General features: G+C 71.6%; 14 protein-coding genes. 10 read left to right on the top strand and 4 right to left on the bottom strand.

Annotation, left to right across the window (positions count from 1 at the left end):
- Nucleotides 1–247: 247 nt before the first annotated feature.
- Nucleotides 248–1,372, bottom strand: a complete 1,125-nt coding sequence (locus ABZU75_RS26845; RefSeq protein WP_355559660.1) for a glycosyltransferase family 4 protein — start codon at nucleotides 1,370–1,372, stop codon at nucleotides 248–250.
- A 35-nt stretch (nucleotides 1,373–1,407) separates the two neighbouring features.
- Between ABZU75_RS26845 and ABZU75_RS26840 the strand changes: the two genes are divergently transcribed.
- The 3 genes from ABZU75_RS26840 to ABZU75_RS26830 are packed head-to-tail and all read left to right on the top strand — an operon-like array spanning nucleotide 1,408 to nucleotide 6,786.
- Nucleotides 1,408–2,265 (top strand): PIG-L family deacetylase, encoded by an 858-nt coding sequence (locus ABZU75_RS26840; protein ID WP_355559657.1) that lies wholly within the window; start codon nucleotides 1,408–1,410, stop codon nucleotides 2,263–2,265.
- Between the two features lie 34 nt (nucleotides 2,266–2,299).
- Nucleotides 2,300–3,361, top strand: coding sequence for a lysylphosphatidylglycerol synthase transmembrane domain-containing protein (locus ABZU75_RS26835; RefSeq protein ID WP_355559654.1), 1,062 nt, complete (start codon nucleotides 2,300–2,302; stop codon nucleotides 3,359–3,361).
- A 41-nt stretch (nucleotides 3,362–3,402) separates the two neighbouring features.
- Nucleotides 3,403–6,786, top strand: a complete 3,384-nt coding sequence (locus tag ABZU75_RS26830; protein WP_355559651.1) for a BTAD domain-containing putative transcriptional regulator — start codon at nucleotides 3,403–3,405, stop codon at nucleotides 6,784–6,786.
- A 6-nt stretch (nucleotides 6,787–6,792) separates the two neighbouring features.
- Here the strand turns inward: ABZU75_RS26830 and ABZU75_RS26825 are convergent, their stop codons facing one another.
- A complete protein-coding gene (locus ABZU75_RS26825; RefSeq protein WP_355559648.1) occupies nucleotides 6,793–7,338 on the bottom strand; it encodes a hypothetical protein in 546 nt (181 codons plus the stop codon).
- 180 nt (nucleotides 7,339–7,518) lie between these two features.
- On the opposite strand from ABZU75_RS26825, the gene ABZU75_RS26820 reads away from it, so the two are divergent.
- The 4 genes from ABZU75_RS26820 (at nucleotide 7,519) to ABZU75_RS26805 (ending at nucleotide 10,708) form a co-directional block, all read left to right on the top strand.
- Entirely contained in the window at nucleotides 7,519–8,040 is a 522-nt protein-coding gene (locus tag ABZU75_RS26820) for a VTT domain-containing protein (protein WP_355559645.1), read from the top strand.
- Between the two features lie 140 nt (nucleotides 8,041–8,180).
- Nucleotides 8,181–9,101: a serine hydrolase gene (locus tag ABZU75_RS26815; RefSeq protein WP_355559642.1), complete on the top strand. Its 921-nt coding sequence runs from the start codon at nucleotides 8,181–8,183 to the stop codon at nucleotides 9,099–9,101.
- A 142-nt stretch (nucleotides 9,102–9,243) separates the two neighbouring features.
- On the top strand, nucleotides 9,244–9,582 hold the full coding sequence (locus ABZU75_RS26810; protein WP_355559639.1) for a hypothetical protein: 339 nt from the start codon (nucleotides 9,244–9,246) through the stop codon (nucleotides 9,580–9,582).
- A gap of 373 nt (nucleotides 9,583–9,955) precedes the next feature.
- A complete protein-coding gene (locus ABZU75_RS26805; RefSeq protein ID WP_355559636.1) occupies nucleotides 9,956–10,708 on the top strand; it encodes a hypothetical protein in 753 nt (250 codons plus the stop codon).
- A gap of 57 nt (nucleotides 10,709–10,765) precedes the next feature.
- Here ABZU75_RS26805 and ABZU75_RS26800 read toward each other — a convergent pair whose 3' ends face one another.
- A complete protein-coding gene (locus ABZU75_RS26800; protein ID WP_355559634.1) occupies nucleotides 10,766–11,674 on the bottom strand; it encodes an RNA methyltransferase in 909 nt (302 codons plus the stop codon).
- Nucleotides 11,667–12,476, bottom strand: coding sequence for a DUF4184 family protein (locus ABZU75_RS26795; protein WP_355559631.1), 810 nt, complete (start codon nucleotides 12,474–12,476; stop codon nucleotides 11,667–11,669). The genes ABZU75_RS26800 and ABZU75_RS26795 overlap by 8 nt, the downstream gene beginning before the upstream one ends.
- A gap of 188 nt (nucleotides 12,477–12,664) precedes the next feature.
- Between ABZU75_RS26795 and ABZU75_RS26790 the strand changes: the two genes are divergently transcribed.
- The 3 genes from ABZU75_RS26790 to ABZU75_RS26780 all read left to right on the top strand — a co-directional run bounded on the left by ABZU75_RS26790 (nucleotide 12,665) and on the right by ABZU75_RS26780 (nucleotide 17,231).
- Complete coding sequence (locus ABZU75_RS26790; protein WP_355559628.1) at nucleotides 12,665–13,291, top strand: hypothetical protein; 627 nt, start codon at nucleotides 12,665–12,667, stop codon at nucleotides 13,289–13,291.
- A 210-nt stretch (nucleotides 13,292–13,501) separates the two neighbouring features.
- Nucleotides 13,502–15,283 carry a substrate-binding and VWA domain-containing protein gene (locus ABZU75_RS26785; protein ID WP_355559625.1) on the top strand — a complete coding sequence of 594 codons (1,782 nt, stop codon included), beginning with the start codon at nucleotides 13,502–13,504 and terminating at the stop codon, nucleotides 15,281–15,283.
- Nucleotides 15,284–15,473: 190 nt separating this feature from the next.
- Nucleotides 15,474–17,231: a sigma factor gene (locus ABZU75_RS26780; RefSeq protein WP_355559623.1), complete on the top strand. Its 1,758-nt coding sequence runs from the start codon at nucleotides 15,474–15,476 to the stop codon at nucleotides 17,229–17,231.
- Nucleotides 17,232–17,292: the final 61 nt, after the last annotated feature.

Genomic DNA, 17,292 nt, shown 5'->3' with positions numbered 1-17,292 from the left:
TGCCGTCGTATTCCCTGTTGTCGGTGGAATTCGATATGGTTTTTTCTGTGACTGGTGTTCAGAGGTGTGCTCTTCCTATCTCCAAAATCTCCCGAGGCCCCTGCCACCGCACGGCAGGGGCCTCGCCCGTTTCACCCCGCCCCGGCCCCACCCGCGTCCCGGTCCCCACCCGCGCGGGCCCGGGGCGGGGAAGCGCCGGCCCGAGGCGACGGCGGGGTGCTCCCCCGCCCGCACCGGGCCGGACCCGTCAGACCCCGCGGGCGCGGGCCTGCTCGTAGCAGCGTTCGAAGCCTTCGAGCACCGTGGGCCAGGAACTGCGGACGGGCTCGGTCTCCCGGTTGTTCGCCGCGATCGCCTGGCGCAGCTCACGGTCGCGCACCAGCCTGGCCACCGACGCGACCAGGTCGTCGAAGCTCCGCCCGAGCAACCCCTCCTTGCCCTGCCGGACGAAGTCGGCCACCCCGCTCTGCGCGCGTGCCACCACCGGCACCCCCGCCGACCTGGCCTCCAGCGCCGCCAGCCCGAAGGACTCGCGGGGCGCGGGAGCGACGAACACGTCCGTCACGGCGAGCAGCTCGCGGATCTGGTCGCGGCTGTAGCGGCCGGGAAGCGAGACCCAGCCGGTCATCCCGTTGGCCCTCAGATAGCGCTCCATCCGCGATCGGGCCGGGCCGTCCCCGACGATCGTGGCCCGCATCGGCGTCTCCCGAGGCACCAGGGCACGGGCCTCCCGCAGGAGCCGCAGCAGCCGGATCGGCTGCTTGCGGGGCGCCAGCCGCCCCACCGCGACGACATGCACCGGGTCGGACCGTACGGAATCCACAGAAACGGACTCCACGGCAGGGGGTGCGGCGCGCCAGCCGGAGACGTCCAGGCCGTTGGAGACCACGTGCACCGGCACGCCGGGACCGGCCACCGCGCGGATCGGCAGGGCGGCCGCCTCGCTCACCGCGGTGCCCACCAGCCCCCAGCGGTGCCACCCGAACAGCAGCCGCAGCCCTCGGTAGAGCGCCCTGGTGACCGGGTCCCACATGCTGTGCACCGTGACGACCAGGGGCAGCCCCGCCCGCGTCGCCGCCCGCACGCCCATCCAGGCGAACGGCGAGACCGCGCCGGTGTGCACGTGCACCACCTCGGGGCGCCGCGCTTTCACCAGACGGAGCAGGTGTCCCACCCCGAACGGGTGGACCGGCAGGTCGAAGGGGAGTCCCGCGACGATCCTGTGCACTCCGGGAAGGGGCTCCCCCGGGGTGGCGGTCGCCACCTCGACATGGTGACCGGCCTCCCGCTGCATCCGGATCAGATCGGCGACCTGCACCTCGATCCCACCCAGGCGCGGCAGGTAACAGTCACTGATGTGGAGGATCCTCACGATGCCAGCGTAGACCCGCGTGAGATCATGCCTGCGTGCCCCCGAGGGCACATCCAGCCCTCGCGAACGGAGTCAGCCTGATCAGCAACGTCAAGACAGCGGTGTTCTTTCATGCCCATCCCGACGACGAGGCCCTGCTGACCGCGGGCACCATGGCGATGCTCGCCGCCGAGGGACACCGGGTGGTGCTCGTCGTGGCGACCTCGGGTGAGCGAGGCCAGGCCGACCTCGAACCCGGTGAGGCACTGGGCGCCGCCCGGATGGCCGAGCTGTACGCGTCGGCGGCCGCGCTCGGCTGCGCCCGGGTGGTGAACCTCGGCTACGGGGACTCCGGGCTGGCTCCCGGCGGCGGGATCGCCGACGACAGGCCGGACAACGCCTTCATCGACGCCGACACGGAGGAGGCCGCCCGGCGGCTGGCCGCCATCCTCACCGAGGAGAAGGCCGACCTGCTGACGACCTACGATCCGGCGGGGGGCTACGGCCACCCCGACCACGTCCAGGTGCACCGGGTCGGCGGCCGGGCCGCCGAGATCGCGAAAACCCCGATCGTGCTGGAGGCCACGGTCAACCGTGACCCCCTGCTGCGGGGGCTGCGGCTCGTCCGGAGGTTCTACCCGCAGCTCGACATCCGTGCCTTCGAGCGGGCCTACTCCCCCGGCGAGGTGATCACCCACCGGGTCGGCGTGCGGCGCTTCGCCCGTCAGAAGCGGGCGAGCATGGCCGCCCACGCCTCCCAGGCCACCGGCGCCGACACCCGCACGCTCGGAGTCATGCTCAAGATCCCCCAACCCCTCTACCGGCTGGTCTTCGGCACCGAGTGGTACGTCAGGCGGGACGTCCCCCTGGGCTCCCGCCTGAGGCACCCGTTCGAAATTCCTCCCCGAGGATGAGTCCGGAAGCGGCACACTGGGGCGGGGGTGTTACGTGAAGAGCAGATTGCTCCAGGTTGGGCTGTCGGTCGCGTCGCTGGCGCTGGCCGCCACACTTGTGATCTTCCTGCCCCAGATAGTGGCGGCCATGACGGGCAAGCACGTCTCCTGGTCACAGATCGGCGCCCAGTTCGCCGGGCTGGGTCCCGGAGAGGTCGCGCTGATGGCCGGCGTCTGGCTGCTCAGCCTGCTGGCCTACACGTTCGTGCTGACCGCCTCCCTGCCCGGCCTGACCCACCTGCAGGCCCTGACGTTGAACGCGGGCGGCAGCGCGGTGAGCAACCTGCTCCCCTTCGGCGGCGCGGCCGGGGTGGCGATGACGTTCGCGATGACCAAGGGCTGGGGCTTTTCCGTCCGGGCCGTCATGGTCTCCACGCTGACCAGCGGCATCTGGAACACCCTGTTCCGGTTCCTGCTGCCCGCGGTGGGAATCGTGGCCCTGCTGTTCAGCGGGCAGCCGCTCAGCCCCGCGGTGACCAGTGCCGGCTGGGCGGGTGCGACGTCCATCCTGGTGCTGGTCGCCGTGGTGACCGTCGCGCTCTACTGGGACCGTGCCGCGGGCGTCCTGGGCCGGGTCCTCGATGCCCTCGCCCGCCTGCTCCCCCCTCGGATCCGCCCCGGCCGCCATACCGCCTCCGAGGCGCTGGCCAAGCTGCGGGCCGACACCTCCGAGATCGTGCGGAACCGCTGGGCCGGGCTGACCCTGGCCATGATCTTCTTCCTCGGTTTCCAGTGGCTGATCCTGGTCGTCTGCCTGCACGCGACCGGCGCCTACCCGGGTCTGGCCCAGTCGATCGCCGCCTTCGCCCTGTCCCGGGTGCTGACCACGGCTTTGGTGACCCCCAGCGGTACGGGAATAATGGAGGCGGGAACCATCGGCGCGCTGGTCTTCTTCGGTGCGCCGCTGGACTCCGCCACCGCCGCCGCACTGCTTTTCGGGTTCTGGACCTACACTGTCGAAATCCCCTTCGGTGGACTGGCGCTCGGCGCATGGTCGTTCCTGCGCCGGCGTGAGAACGCCACACCGGCCCCTGAAAAGGAGTCGATCGGCCGCTAGATTGGGAAATACCTTGTGTGCGATTGGAAGGCCCACATAGCGTGGCGGCTGACATGGTGGCGTTCCGAGTTCTCGGCCCGGTCGAGGCGCATTCCGGTGAGGACCAGCTCGACCTGGGCGGGCTCCGGCAACGTGCGGTCCTGGCGCGCCTGCTCGTCGCGCGCGGGCAGGTCGTTCCCGTCGACTCCCTGCTGTACGACCTGTGGGACGACGACGCGGCCAAGGGCGCGCAGTCGGGCCTTCAGGTCTACATCTCCCGGCTGCGCAGGGTGCTGGAGCCCGGCCGGCCACGCGGAGGTCCCAACCGGCTGCTGGTGACCGTGGCCTCGGGCTACGCGCTGCGCGCCGCCCCCGAGCAGGTCGACGCGCTCCGCTTCGAGACGCTGGTCCGCACCGCCGGAGAGCACCTGGAGGGCGACGACCCCGCCTCCGCGCGGCCCCGCCTGGAGAAGGCCCTGGGTCTGTGGCGCGGCACCCCGTACTCCGACTTCGCCGACCAGCCGTGGGCCGAGGCCGAGGTCAACCGGCTCGCCGAGCTGCGTCTGGTGGCCCGTGAGCGGTACGCCGACAGCGGCCTGCGGATGGGCATGCCCGCGGAGGCGGTGCCCGACCTGGAGGCGCTGACCACCGAGCACCCGCTCCGTGAGGAGGGCTGGCGGCTGCTGGCCCTGGGCCTGTACCGCTGCGGGCGGCAGGGCGAAGCGCTGGCGGCGCTGCGCAGGGCGCGCACGATCCTCTCCGAGGAACTCGGGATCGACCCCGGCCCGGCGCTGCGCAAGCTGGAGTCCGACATCCTGTCCCAGGACCCGGGCCTGCAGCTCGCCGCCCCGCCGCCGGCCAGGCAGCGCCAGCAGGTGACCGCCGACACCTGGCCGCCCCGGCCCACGGTGGCCCAGGTGGAGCTTCCCCCGCTGGAGCCCGAGCCGTTCGTCGGCCGCGACGCGGAGCTGAGCAGGCTGACCACCGCCGCGGCCAGGACCGGCCGTTTCACGGTCGCGATCATCAGCGGTGACGCGGGCGCGGGCAAGACCACCCTGGTCCGCCAGCTCAACAGACGGCTGTCCGACGACGGGTGGGGCATCTCCTCCGGGGCCTGCCCCGACAGCAGTGCCACCCCCCCTGGCTGGGCCTGGGTCGAGATCCTGCGCACCCTGGTGAGCGCGGCCGGTCCGGGCGAGTACGCCGCGCTGCTGGCCCCGCTGCTGGACGACGCGGCCCCCGAGCCCGACGACGACCAGGCCTCCGGCGGATTCCGGCTGCACCGGGCGGTGGGCGGCTACCTCGCCGCCGTCGCCAAGGAGACGCCGATCCTGCTGACCCTGGAGGACCTGCACTGGGCCGACGACCAGACGCTGGCGCTGCTCCGCGCGCTGCCGAGCCTGCTGGCCACCAGCCGGGTGCTGCTGGTGGTGACCTGCCGCGACAGCGAGCTGAGTGACCAGCAGGCCGACGTGCTGGCCGCGCTGGCCAGGCTCGGTCCCGTCCGGGTCGGTCTCACCGGACTCGACACCAAGGCGGTGGCCGAGCTGGTCCGGGCGACCTGCGTGCGCGAGGTCGACGAGGACGCGGTCAACAGCATCGTCGAGCGCACCGGCGGCAACCCCTTCTTCGTCCGCGAGACGGTGCGCCTGCTTGACGCCGAAGCGGTGAGCGACCGCGCGACGGCCGCCGAAGTGATCTCCGGGGTGCCGTCGGGCGTCCGTGACGTGCTGCGCAGGCGGATCTCCCGGCTGCCCGCGGCCGCCCAGCAGATCCTGCTGCAGGCCGCGGTGATCGGCCGCGATGTCGACGTGGACGTGCTGGTCGACGTCTCCGGCGACGAGGACGCCGTGGTCGACGCGGTGGAGGCGGCGCTGCTCGCCGGGCTGGTCACCGAGCCGGGCCCCGGCATGCTCCGATTCGATCACGACCTGGTCCGCGACACGCTCTACTCCGACGCCTCCCGCCTGCGCCGCTCCCGGATGCACGCCGCGGTGGCCGCGGTGATCGAGCGCAGGAATCCCGGTGACGTGGCCGCGCTGGCCCACCACTACGACTCGGCGGGCACCAGCGAGACCGCCATCAAGGCGGTGCACTACGCCCAGCTCGCCGCCGAGCAGGCCGAGCGCCGTTTCGCCCACCGCGAGGCCGCCACCCTGTGGGAGCAGGCCATCGCCGCCTTCGACAGGTCGGGCATCACCCACACCCCCGACAGCACCAGGGAGCGTCTGCTGCTGACCCTGCGGCTGATCAAGGCATTGGCGCTCTGCGGCGACATGGCCGCGGCCCGCAGGCGGCGGCGTGAGGCGATGGACGCCGCGCTGCCGCTGGGCAACCTGGAGCTCACCGCCCGGGTGGCCGCCTCGCTGGCGGTGCCGCACAAGGGCATGGCCCGCGACTTCACCCGTACCGCCTGGGAGATCGTCGACGTCGCCGAGCAGGCGCTGGTCGAGTTGCCCGCCGGTGAGCAGTCGCTGCGGGCGAGCCTGCTGGCCACGCTCGCCCTGGAGTTGGAGGGGTCGGCCACTCCCCGGGGCGAGCAGGCCTCGCTGGAGGCCGAGGAACTGGCCAGGCGATCCGGCGACCCCGCCCTGCTCGCGACCGCGCTGAGCGGGCGGCTGCGCCAGTCGTACGGCATCACGCCGGTGGGCGAGCGCGAGGTCATCGGCAGGGAACTGCTGGAGGTCGGCAGGGCGACCGGGCAGATCTCGGTGCAGGCACTGGCCCACCTCGTGCTGATGGAGTGCGCGGCCGCCTCGGGCGCGTTCGCCGAGGCCGACGCGCACGTGGCCGCCACCGAGAAGCTGGCCAGGCAGTACGGCCTGCCCGCGCCGGCCGCCGTGGTCGCCTGGTACGCCGGGCAGCGCCTGATGATCGCCGGTGACTTCGCCGGGGCGGAGCGCGCCTACCGCGACGCCGCCCGGCTGACCGCCAGGGCCGGCATGCTGGAGGGCCGCCAGGACCTGCCGCTGATCACCACGTTCTGCCTGAACCTGGTCAACGGGCAGGCCGCCGAGATGGTCGAGCCGCTGGCCGAGGCGCACCAGCGCGGGGCCAAATGGACACTCGACGCCTACGCGGTGGCCCTCGCCTCCGCGGGCCACCATCGCGACGCGAGGGCCGTCATCGCGGTGAAGACGCCGGTGCGCCCGGACTTCCTCTACGAGCTGGCGATGATCTGGCGGGCCCTGGCGGGCATGCTGCTGGACGACCGGGAGCGGATGATCGAGGCGTACGACACGCTGAAGCCGTTCGCCGACCGGATCGCGGGCGCCGGCACCGGCGTGGTGGCACTCTGGCCGGTCGCCCTGACCCTGGGCGACCTGGCGCTGCGGCTGGGCTTCACCGACGCGGTGCGGCCGCACTACGAGAACGCCCTCGCGGTGGCCGAGCGGGTCGGCGTGAGCCGGTGGGTGGAGGCGGCGCGGCGCTCCCTCGGCGGCTGACACGACTCAGCAGGCGACCCTGAACTTCTCGCTGCGCAGCGGGGCGTCGCCGGAGACCGAGAGCACGACGCGGTACCAGCCGGGGTTGTTGACGATCCTGGGCTGCCACTCGACGGTCTGCGTCTCGCCGGTGAAGCCGGAGCTGGTGCCCAGGTAGGCGTACCAGCGGTGGGTCTTCGAGCTCCAGCGCTCCAGGCGCCAGCCGTAGGAGACGGCGGCCCGGGGGTCGTCGTTGCCGACCACGCCCTGGACCTGGTAGGGCCTGTCGCAGGGACCGAACGCGTCGAGCTCGCTGACGGTGACCTCACCGGCCACCGGGGCCTGCTCCGTGGTGGCCGGCACCGACTGCGAGGAGAGCACCACGGTCCGCACCGGTGCCCGCGTCGCCGTACCGGCCGTGCTCTCCGTACCGGCCGGGGTGCGGGCACCGGTGCCGTACGCGGTCTCCACCCCCAGGTAGGCTCCGGTAAAGGCAAGGGTGGCGACGAGCAGCTTGGCGACACTCGCGGTTCCACTCGCCACCACCGGCGCCATACTGCTACGCGAACCCATCACAGACACCTTCCTTTGTTACTCCCAGGTGTATGCCAGGGTGGTTGCTCTGGAGTTGACGTCCGCTTGCAGTCTGTGTGCCTGAGGGGGCTCCGCCATAACGGATGAGGTAAGCCTGCCCTAATATCGAGTCAAGCAGGCGGAACAACCGTGGCGGTGACGTTCAGAGTGCGATCTGTTGTGGCGGGTATCCCTGACCCGACTTCCGCGTCCTTCCTGGGCATGCCCCTGTGGCTCTGGGTGATCGTCGGCGGCGTGGCCCTGTTCGGCGCGTTCCAGGTCTACTACTGGGTCGGCCACGTCCTGGGCTCCAGGCTCTACACCTCCCGGCTGGGCACCAAGATCGGCCAGGAGAACATCCTGCGGGTCGAGAAGGTCGTCAGGAAGTGGGGCGCGCTCGCCGTCTACGCCTGCTTCTGGGTGCCCGGGCTGCGCCACACGCTGCCCTGGGTGGCCGGGGTGCTGCGGATCTCCTATCCCTGGTACGTCGTGGCCAGCGCGCTCGGCTGCCTGACCTGGGTGCCGGTGACGTCCTTCGGCCTGTACTCGGTGATCTGGGGCTGGCTGGAGCTGGTCGTGCGGTCGCCGCTCCTGGCGGGCCTGGTGGCGGTGGCGGCGGTCGCGGTGATCGCCTGGTTCGTCCGCCGACGCCGGCGCCGAGTCGCCCGCAGCGAGGCGGACAGCCAGGTCGCCGCTCCCTGATTCTCCCCCGGGCCGTTTGACGCGCCGGCACCCGAGAGCCGCCTCTCCCGGTCTCGCCCACCCGACGCCGATGTCAACTTTTCCATAGCCAAACAGCCAACTTCCGCATATCGACGGTGGCCTCTGCCAGCATGGCTCGCATGCATCACGGGGGAATCCGCCTCATCACCCGCGCGGCGCTGGTCGCCACGGCCACCCTGGTCACCGCGTCTCCGACGCCGGCCCTGGCCACCGGCCCCTCGATATCCGCCCTGATCACCGGAGGCACCGCGCCCGCCTGGCAAGGGCGTGCCTCCGTGCCCTCGGTGCCGGGACGGGCCGCGTACCTGTACGACACGGGCACCGGAGCGGTCCACCTGAGCAAGCAGGCCGGCAAGCGGATGCCGGTGGCCAGCCTGACCAAGGTCATGACGGCGTACGTCGTGCTCAGGGAGGCGAGGCTGGACGACACCGTCACGATCCAGGCGGCGGATGTGCGGCACGCGGCCTCGAACGGCGCGACCCACGCCTCCCTGCGCGCCGGGGAGCGGTTGACCGTCAGGGACCTGCTTTACGCGGTCATGCTCCCCTCGGCCGCGGACGCCTCCCACGCCCTGGCCCGTGTCTACGGGCCGGGCAACGCGAGGTTCGTGGCGAAGATGAACGCCACCGCCCGCTCCATGGGCCTGGTCGACACCACCTACGCCAGCGCCGACGGCCTGCCGAGGCCCGCCCCCGGCCATTCCACGGCCCTGGACCAGGCGAAGCTGGCCGACATCGCGCTGCGCGACCCGGTGCTGCGGACCATCGCCTCCAGCAGGCGCCACGTGGTGGCCAAGTCCAAGGTCCATCGGGCGCACTCCTGGACCAACTCCAACAAGCTGCTCGGCAAGACGCCCGGGGTCCTGGGCCTCAAGACCGGCTACACCAGCGCCGCCGGATACTGCCTGTCGTTCGCCGCCGACCGCGACGGCCACCGCCTCATCGGCGTCATCCTCGGCGAGTCCAGCGCCGACCGGCGCTTCCAGACCGCGACGCGGCTCCTGGACTGGGCGAGCGAGCAGACGCTGCCCGAGCTGTGATCAGGCGGTACGAACCGCACCTGCCTGGCCGCCCCTGGAGCATCATCGACCTGACGAAACGCATGCGTATCGGCAATATCCGGCAATGACCTTTCTCAGGGATGACGAGACCGCGGCCATCGGACCATTCAGAATCGTCCGGATGCTGGGAGAAGGGGGCATGGGCCGGGTCTACCTCGCCACCTCGGCCGGCGGGAGGTCCGTGGCGGTGAAGGTGGTACGACCCGAACTCGCCGGTGATCCGTTCTTCCGCCGCAGGTTCAAGGCGGAGGTCGAGGCCGCCATGGCGGTCAGCGACGCCTTCACCACGCCGGTCGTGGACACCGATCCCGACGGGCCGGTGCCCTGGCCGGCCACCGTGTACGTACCCGGCCCCTCGCTGCAGAGCGAAATCGAGGTGGACGCGCGCCGCCCCGCGGCACCGGCCACCGTTGAGGCGGATAACGTCGCGCCCGGTGCGGCGCCCGCGGCGGAGTCGTGATCGTCGAACGCGCGTGACCTCGACCTGTCCGGCCGAGCGGCACCGTCGCCTGGGCTCCGGCTTTCCACCCCCGAGAAAACCGAGCCCGCGGCTTCTTTCCGTGAGCCTGGCGAGGAAGACCCCTGGCTATGACCGGGGACCGCCGAGCCCGCACGGTGAGGTCCGGCTTCCACTACCTTCGCGCCTCTCCCGCGGAGGCACCGCGCATCAACCCGTGGCACGCGATCGCGGCGGCGGCCACCACGTTGAGCGAGTCCACGCCCGCGGCCATCGCGGTGGGACTCATCGGATGTGGTCGTTTCCAAGAGAACACCAAGCCTGTCTTGCAAGGTTCCTGCCAGCGGCGACGTGGTGTCGCCTGAACGGGAGAACCATGAGCGGGAAAAAGAGCACGCTGGCGGTCGGCGTGCTGGCCGGGTTGCTCGTCGGCGGTTCGGGGATGGCGATCGCCAACGTGGCCGGCGACGACGCGACGATCACCGCCTGCGTCAACGCCAGGGGCTCCGTCAGGATCCCCGTGCAGAGCGCCTCGGGCCCGGAGACGGTGGGTTCGGCCACGCCCAGCCCCCTGCCCTCGGGCTCGTGCCTGACGGGGGAACAGCCGCTCACCTGGAGCCGGCAGGGACCGACCGGCCCCCAGGGCGCCCCAGGCCCCGCACTCGGCGGGCGGACGAGATACCTGAACATCACCAGTGGACCGGAGCTCAAAAACTATCGCGATACGAACGTGCTCTGGCTCCCGATGGCCGCGGGATCGTATGTGATCGACGCCCAGCTGAAGTTCGCGGCCGAGGTCACCCAGACCCGAAAGATCTACTTCGCCGAGTGCACCATCCTCACCGCCCAGCCCCACGCCGATCCGGGTGCCTCCTTCGCGGCCGGTTACACGGACGAGGACTGGACGCTCCTGGCGGTCCATTACGCGTACACCTTCTCCAAGCCCGGGTTCCTCATCATGACCTGCAAGGGGGGCAACCCCCTCGATGACTCCTTCAAGGTGCACAACACCAGCAACACCATCATCATCCAGGAGGTCTCCTCGGTCACCGAGGAAACCTACGACACCCCGCCGCCCCCTCCTACGGCGCTGCCCACACCGTGGGCGGCTCCCGGGGCGGGAGGCTGAGCCGCGACCGCCGCGCGGGCGACCTCCGGCCGGATCGGCGGTGCGGGGCGGCTTCCACTACCTTCGCGCCTCTCCCGTGGAGGCACCGCGCATCAACCCGTGGCACGCGATCGCGGCGGCGGCCACCACGTTGAGCGAGTCCACGCCCGCGGCCATCGCGGTGGGGCTCATCGGGATGCACACCCGCTCGTCGGCCTCCCGCAACCAGCGCGAGGACAGCCCGTCCCCCTCCGACCCGAGCAGCAACGCCACCCGGTCACTCATCTCGGCGGTGTCCATGGGTGTGGCGCCCTGATCCGGGGTCAACGCCAGCATCCGGTATCCCGCCGCTCGGATCTCCTCCAGTCCTTCGTACCAGTTGTCCATGCGGGCGTAGGGGATCGCGAAAACCGCGCCCATCGACACCTTGACCGCTCGCCGGTAGAGAGGGTCGGCGCAACGCGGCGAGAGGACGATCGCGTCGACCCCGAGGGCGGCGGCACACCGGAAGATCGCGCCGACGTTCCCGTGGTCGACCAGGTCCTCCAGGACCAGGATGCGCCGGGGCCGGGCGCCGGGTAACCGTCCGGGATCACGACCGGCGCCCCGCTCCGGGGCCCCTCTCTCCGGGGAGGAGGCGCGGCCGGACAGGACCTCTCCGGTAGCCGGCAGGGGGAGACGGTCCATCGCGGCGAGGGCGCCTCGGTGAACCTGGAAGCCGGTGACACCCTCCATGACGGCGTCGTCCACGATGTGGACCCGGCCTTCGAGGGGGTCGAGGAGGTCGGCGAGGGGCTCGGCCCAGCGGGGGGTGAGCAGCACGGAGCGCACGGGGTAGCCCGCCGCGACGGCGCGTCGGATGACCTTCTCCCCCTCGGCTATGAAGAGGCCGTGCTCGGCCTCCAGGCTCTTGCGCAGCTCGACGTCACGCAGATCGGCGTAGTCGGCCAACTGGTCGGCCAGGTGGGGGTCGATGGCTTCAGGCACCCTCGAATACTGCCATGACCCGCCTGAGCTGCCATATCAGCGCGTGGACGAGGAGCATGGCGGAGCAGCCGACGACCACTCCCGCGCCCAGCCTCGTCACGAGTTCGGCCATGCCACGTGGCGGGAAGGCGATGGGCCAGGCGATCGCGCCCAGCAGGATGGACAGGGCGGTGGCCAGGAACACGGCCATCCGCCCGCGGGCGGGGATGATCAGCCGCTCGGGGACCGGCCGGGGCTCCATCCTGGACAGGCCGCGCCAGGCCCACCAGAGCACGACCGCCAGGCCGACCACCGTGGAGGTGTACTGCAGCAGGCGGAACAGCGGAAGCACGTCCGCCACCCGGGTGTCCAGCCAGCTCCAGCCCCACATGGCGGAGCTGTAGGAGTGGGTGAAGGAGTCCCAGAGCTTGTGGGTGAGGGCGCCCACCGCGCCTCCGGCGATCACGGCGGGCAGCCGCCGCACCCCGTACATGCCGGGGGTCAGGGCCGCGGCGCGTCCGGCGAGACCTGGGGGCAGGAGCGCGGTCAGCGGGTCGCGAAGCACCAGATGGAAGACCGCCAGCAGCACGACGACGGCGAACGGGTCGATCGTGAGGACGCCCTCGTAGGAGTGCCAGATCATGTAGTCGGGCAGGAACGGGAAGAAGATCGGCAGATCGGGCACCATGGCCCCCAGGGCGAGCGCCCAGGGATCGAGCAGGCGGCGCATCCGCTCCGAGGAGATCAGCGGCAGCACCGCGGCCACATGACTGGGCGTGAACGGCACGGGTTTCCCTCCGACGATCCACTTGGGCAGGTCCATCCTGTGACACGAACACAGCGCGCGGGCACGCCGCCGTACGGGCGGGGCTTGGCCCAGGGAGGCGAGAGACCGTCTCCCTGGGGAGCGGCGGAGACGGCACTGCGGGGAGCTTTGCCGCTTCCCGGCATTCCAACACTCTGTGACGACTAGATTACCGAACGCCGTTGATCGGGGATTCGGGGGTTGTCGTGACCGACCAGATTGTGCTGACGCCCAGCGTCGAGTGGCTGCGCGACGCCCGCAGGGCCCGCCTGCTCTCCGCGGCCACCCTCCTCTGGCTGGGCGCGGAGAGCGTGCTCGGCATCGCCGCGGGGCTGGAAGCGCACTCCGTCGCCCTCATCGGCTGGGGCACGTCGGCTCTGGTGGAGGCGGCGGCCAGCCTGATCGTGGTCTGGCGGTTCACCGGTTCGAGGACCGGTTCCGCACACGCCGAGGAGCGGGCACGCAAGGCGGTGGCGGTCAGCTTCTGGCTGCTGGCCCCCTACCTGGTGCTGCATGTGGCGCACGACCTGGACGCGGGCCACCGGCCCCTGCCGAGCCTGCTCGGAATCGCTGTGACGGCGACCAGCGCGATCGGCATGCCGTTTCTGGGGGTGGCCAAGCGGCGGCTGGCCATCCGGTTGCGCTCGGCGGCGACCGCCGGCGAGGGGACGCAGAACCTGATGTGCGCGCTACTCGCCACCGGGGTGCTGGCCGGACTGGCACTGAACGCCGCCGGGTGGTGGTGGGTGGATCCCGCCATGGCGGTACTGCTGGCGGCGGTGGCGGTGCGGGAGGGACTCAGGGCATGGCACGGGCACTCCTGCCGGCACTGACCACGCGCCTCCCCCACCGGCGGACGAGCACTCCCGGCACCGGCGGCCACCGGAGCGCAGGGTGCCACTGTAAACACATATGGTGATAACAGCACCAAAAGGGGTGTTTTGCCACAGTAACCGTTCCAAGTACAGTTCCGTGAATATTGCGGACAACCTCCCGATAGGGTGACCCGCTAGCTTCCTGACATCGACATCGAAGAGGGAACCGTGGGACGTCACCGTACGGATGAACTCGAGGACGGCTACAGCTCCTACAGGGAGGCGCAGCCCAGGCGGAGGCGTGGGGGACGCGGCAAGGTGCTGGTCCCGCTGGCCGGTTCCGTCGCCCTCGCGGTGCTGCTCGGTGTGGCCGCGTTCGTGGTCATCAACCGCGACCGCGGGTGCGCGGGTGACGCACTGCCGCTGCGGATCACCGCCTCGCCGGACATCCAGCCCGCCCTGTCCCAGATCGCCGAGCGCTTCAACAAGGCGGCCCACGAGGTCGAGGGCAGGTGCACCACCGTCGCGGTGACCAAGGGCGCCTCGGCGACCGTGGCCTCCTCCCTGGGCGGGGTCGGCGGCAAGGCCGCCCCGATGGACCTGTGGATTCCGGACTCGGGGCTGTGGGTGGCGAACCTGCGGGCGAGGAACCAGGATGCGCCGGAGGCGGGCGCGTCCATCGCGCACTCCCCCATCGTCATGGTGGCCTCGGGTTCGGTGATACCGAACCTGAAGAAGAGCTTCGGCGAGGCCAGCTGGGGCGGCATGATCAGCGCCGCCAACGTGGCCAACGTCGACGGTCCCGGCCGCAAGGTGCGCGTGCTGGTGCTGGACCCCTCGCTCAACGCCGCCGGGCTCGGCGCGCTCCTGGCCGCCGCCGGAGTGGCCACGGCCTCGGGCGCGGGCGAGGAGCAGCTGGTCGGCGCGCTCAAGAACCTGTCGGGATCGACCTCGACGGTCCGCGACCAGGACGCGCTGCTGTCCAGCCTCGGTGTCAAGGGCAGCAAGGCCCCGCTGGGCATCGCCTCGGAGCAGGGTGTCTGGGCGTTCAACAAGGTCAAGAAGCCCGAGGTTCCCGCCGTGCCGCTCTATCCGGCCGAGGGGACCATCAACCTCGACTACCCGGTGGTGATCACCGCCAAGGACGCCGCCGTGCGCAAGGCCGCCGAGGCGTTCCAGAAGGAACTCGCCAGCGAGCCCTCCAGGAAGACCCTGCAGGATCAGGGCTTCCGCACCCCGGACGGCAAGGGCGGAAAGGCGATCTCCGGCTCCGCCGGCTTCCAGGCCAAGGCGCCGCAGGCGATCGAGCCACCCGACGGCAAGACCGTCGCAAGGATGTCGCAGACCTGGTCCCGGATCAAGCTGGGCACCAGGCTGGTCACCCTGCTGGACGTCTCGGGAACCATGGCCCTGCCGGTGCCGGGCACCGGCATGACCCGGATGCAGGCGATCAGCAGGATCGCCGTCGAGGGCATGAAGCTCTTTCCCGCCAAGAGCGAGCTGGGACTGTGGGAGTTCTCCACGCACCTCGACGGCCAGGGGGTCGACTACCGCGAGACGGTCCCGGTCGGCCCGCTCACCGAGGACATGAACGGCGTGTTGCGCAGGGACGTGATCAACCAGAAGCTGATCGGCGCCCAGGCCAAGGCGACCGGCGACACCGGGCTCAACGACACCCTCGCCGCCGCCTACCAGCAGATGACCGACGAATACCAGAGCGACAAGATCAACACGGTGCTGATCCTCACCGACGGGGCGGGCAACGACGACCCGGACGGGGGGATCAGCAACCAGCAGATCCTGAAGCGGCTGAGGGAGCAGTTCAACCCGGAGAAGCCGGTCAGCGTCCTGATCATCGCGTTCGGCCCCGACGCCCCCAAGGGCAAGCGCCAGATGGACGCCCTGGCCAAGGCGACCGGCGGTGACGCGTACATCGCCAAGGACGTCCTGGAGGTCAGGAAGTTCTTCCTGGAGGGCATGAAGCGCCGGCTCTGCGCCCCCAACTGCTGACCCTCCATCGCGTACGGCTGGTGTCACATTGGCACCAGCCGTACCAATTTCCCCAGGTCATACCAGGTCGGCATGATATTGACCCATCTGGTCAACCGGTTGCGGGGAGGTGACGTCCTACGCGTGTGGGGCCTGGAACGGGCGAGTGGTGAAGCCCGTGAGCGAGCCCGTCCCGCGGGGAGGAATGTCCGTGCCCGGATGGCCGACCGTCGGCCGAACCGACGATCAACAACTCGTTGAGACACTGCGGCGCGCCGACACGACGGCGCCCGCGAGCCTCTACGACTCCTATGCCGAGCGTCTCCACGACTATGCCCACTCGCTGCTGGGCGACCGCGAGCACGCCGCAGGCGCCGTACACGACGCCCTGGTTACGGCCCAGGGCCACGTGGACCGCCTGCGCGACCCCGGCCGCCTGCGCGCGTGGCTGTACGCCCTCGTACGGGTCCGATGCACGGGTGCGGAGCAGCGCGGCGGCCCACGGGGGACGGCACCGCCTCCCGACGTCCACGACGACCCGGGCGAGCGGGAGCTGGCCGCCCTGGTCCACGAGGCGATGGCGGAGCTGGGCGGGCAGGAACGCGAGGTGCTGGAGCTTTCGCTCCGTCACGACCTCGGCGGCGGCGAGGTCGGCGCGGTGCTCGGACTGACCTCCAGGCAGGTGACGGCGAGGCTCTGCCGGGCCCGCGACCACCTGGAGAACGCGGCGGCCGCCGTGGTGCTCGCCAAGGTCGGCCGGGCGCACTGCCCCGACCTGTCGGCGATGGTCGACTCGTGGGAGGGTCCCCTCACCACGATCCTGCGCAGGCGGCTGTCGGCCCACATCGGCCGCTGCGAGGTATGCGTGGAGCGCAGGGACCGGCATGTCTCGGCCGGGCGGCTGCTGGACCTGGTGCCGTTGGCCTACCCGCCGCTCTCGCTACGCCGCCGGGTGATCGAGACCTGCCTGAACCCGGAACTGAGCGAGGAGCGCGCCTCCATCGTCGCCCGGGGCGACCACTTCGACAGGACCGGTTTCCCAGCGGAGGGGCAGCGGCCACCGGGCCGCCGGCGGGCGGGGAGGAAGGACCCGGCCGGCAGGCGGGCGCGCGACGAGGGGAGCCGTGGGACCGGGCAGGCGGCGTCTCCCACGGGGAACGCCGCGGGCGCCCGGTCCCGGCGCGCGGCAACGCCGCCGGATGGTGAGGGGCGGCGTACGGAGGTACTGCCGGCGCAGCGGCGGAGGCAGCGGAGGCGCAGGGGGCCCGTGCTGCTGCTGGCGGCGGTGTGCGTGCTGGCGGCCACCGGGGCGGTGGTCGTGGTGGGCGGGCAGGACCTGGCCGGCGGGGCGTTGGGGAACGCCCAGGCCGCACCGGGTACGGAGCCCGCGCTGATCACGCTGGAGCCCGGCCCGGAGCCGACGCCCGACCTGCCGCCGGAGGAGTCGGAGACAGCGGACCCGGAGACGGAGAGCGCGCCGACCCCCACTCCGCGAAGGACCCAGGAGACCGGGATGCCCGCCCCCACCCCCACCGCGGCGCGTCCGGCGCCGACCCGCAGGTCCTCGGCGGGACCGTCCCGCGCCACCCGCGCCACCACCCCGCCTCCCGCGGCCGGGCGGCTGACCGTCTCGTGCCCGTCGGACATCGGAGAGGGCGCCGGGCAGATTCAGCTCGCGGCCCGCAACGCCACGCTCTCCTGGTCGGCGACCACCTCCGGCGGGCTCGACGTGCATCCCGCCCGGGGGCGGCTGAAGGCGGGGGCGAGGGCCGTGATCTGGGTCACAGCCAGGGATCCCTCGGAGAGCGGCGCGGGACGGGTCGCGTTCAGGTCCGCCGGGGGCAACACCGGATGCGCGATTTCCTGGGAGAACCCGGAGGCGGACGCCTCCGCGCCTCCCCCGGACCCGGCCCCCGACCCGACCCCGACCCCCTCCACCGGGGCGAGCTCCGAGGGGGAGATCGGCTGATTCCCGCATCTCGTTTTACCTAACACCGAGACTTCTCCCAGGAATCCGGTAAACCATGGAC

Source organism: Streptosporangium sp. NPDC005286 (assembly GCF_040607515.1).
GTDB lineage: Bacteria > Actinomycetota > Actinomycetes > Streptosporangiales > Streptosporangiaceae > Streptosporangium.
This window is presented reverse-complemented; position numbering and strand designations above follow the sequence as displayed.

Excerpts from the sequence above, each read along its gene's own strand:
- ABZU75_RS26825 (WP_355559648.1), bottom strand. The coding sequence starts at position 7,338 with ATGGGTTCGCGTAGCAGTATGGCGCCGGTGGTGGCGAGTGGAACCGCG.
- ABZU75_RS26815 (WP_355559642.1), top strand. The coding sequence starts at position 8,181 with ATGCATCACGGGGGAATCCGCCTCATCACCCGCGCGGCGCTGGTCGCC.
- ABZU75_RS26810 (WP_355559639.1), top strand. The coding sequence starts at position 9,244 with ATGCTGGGAGAAGGGGGCATGGGCCGGGTCTACCTCGCCACCTCGGCC.
- ABZU75_RS26805 (WP_355559636.1), top strand. The coding sequence starts at position 9,956 with ATGAGCGGGAAAAAGAGCACGCTGGCGGTCGGCGTGCTGGCCGGGTTG.
- ABZU75_RS26795 (WP_355559631.1), bottom strand. The coding sequence starts at position 12,476 with ATGGACCTGCCCAAGTGGATCGTCGGAGGGAAACCCGTGCCGTTCACG.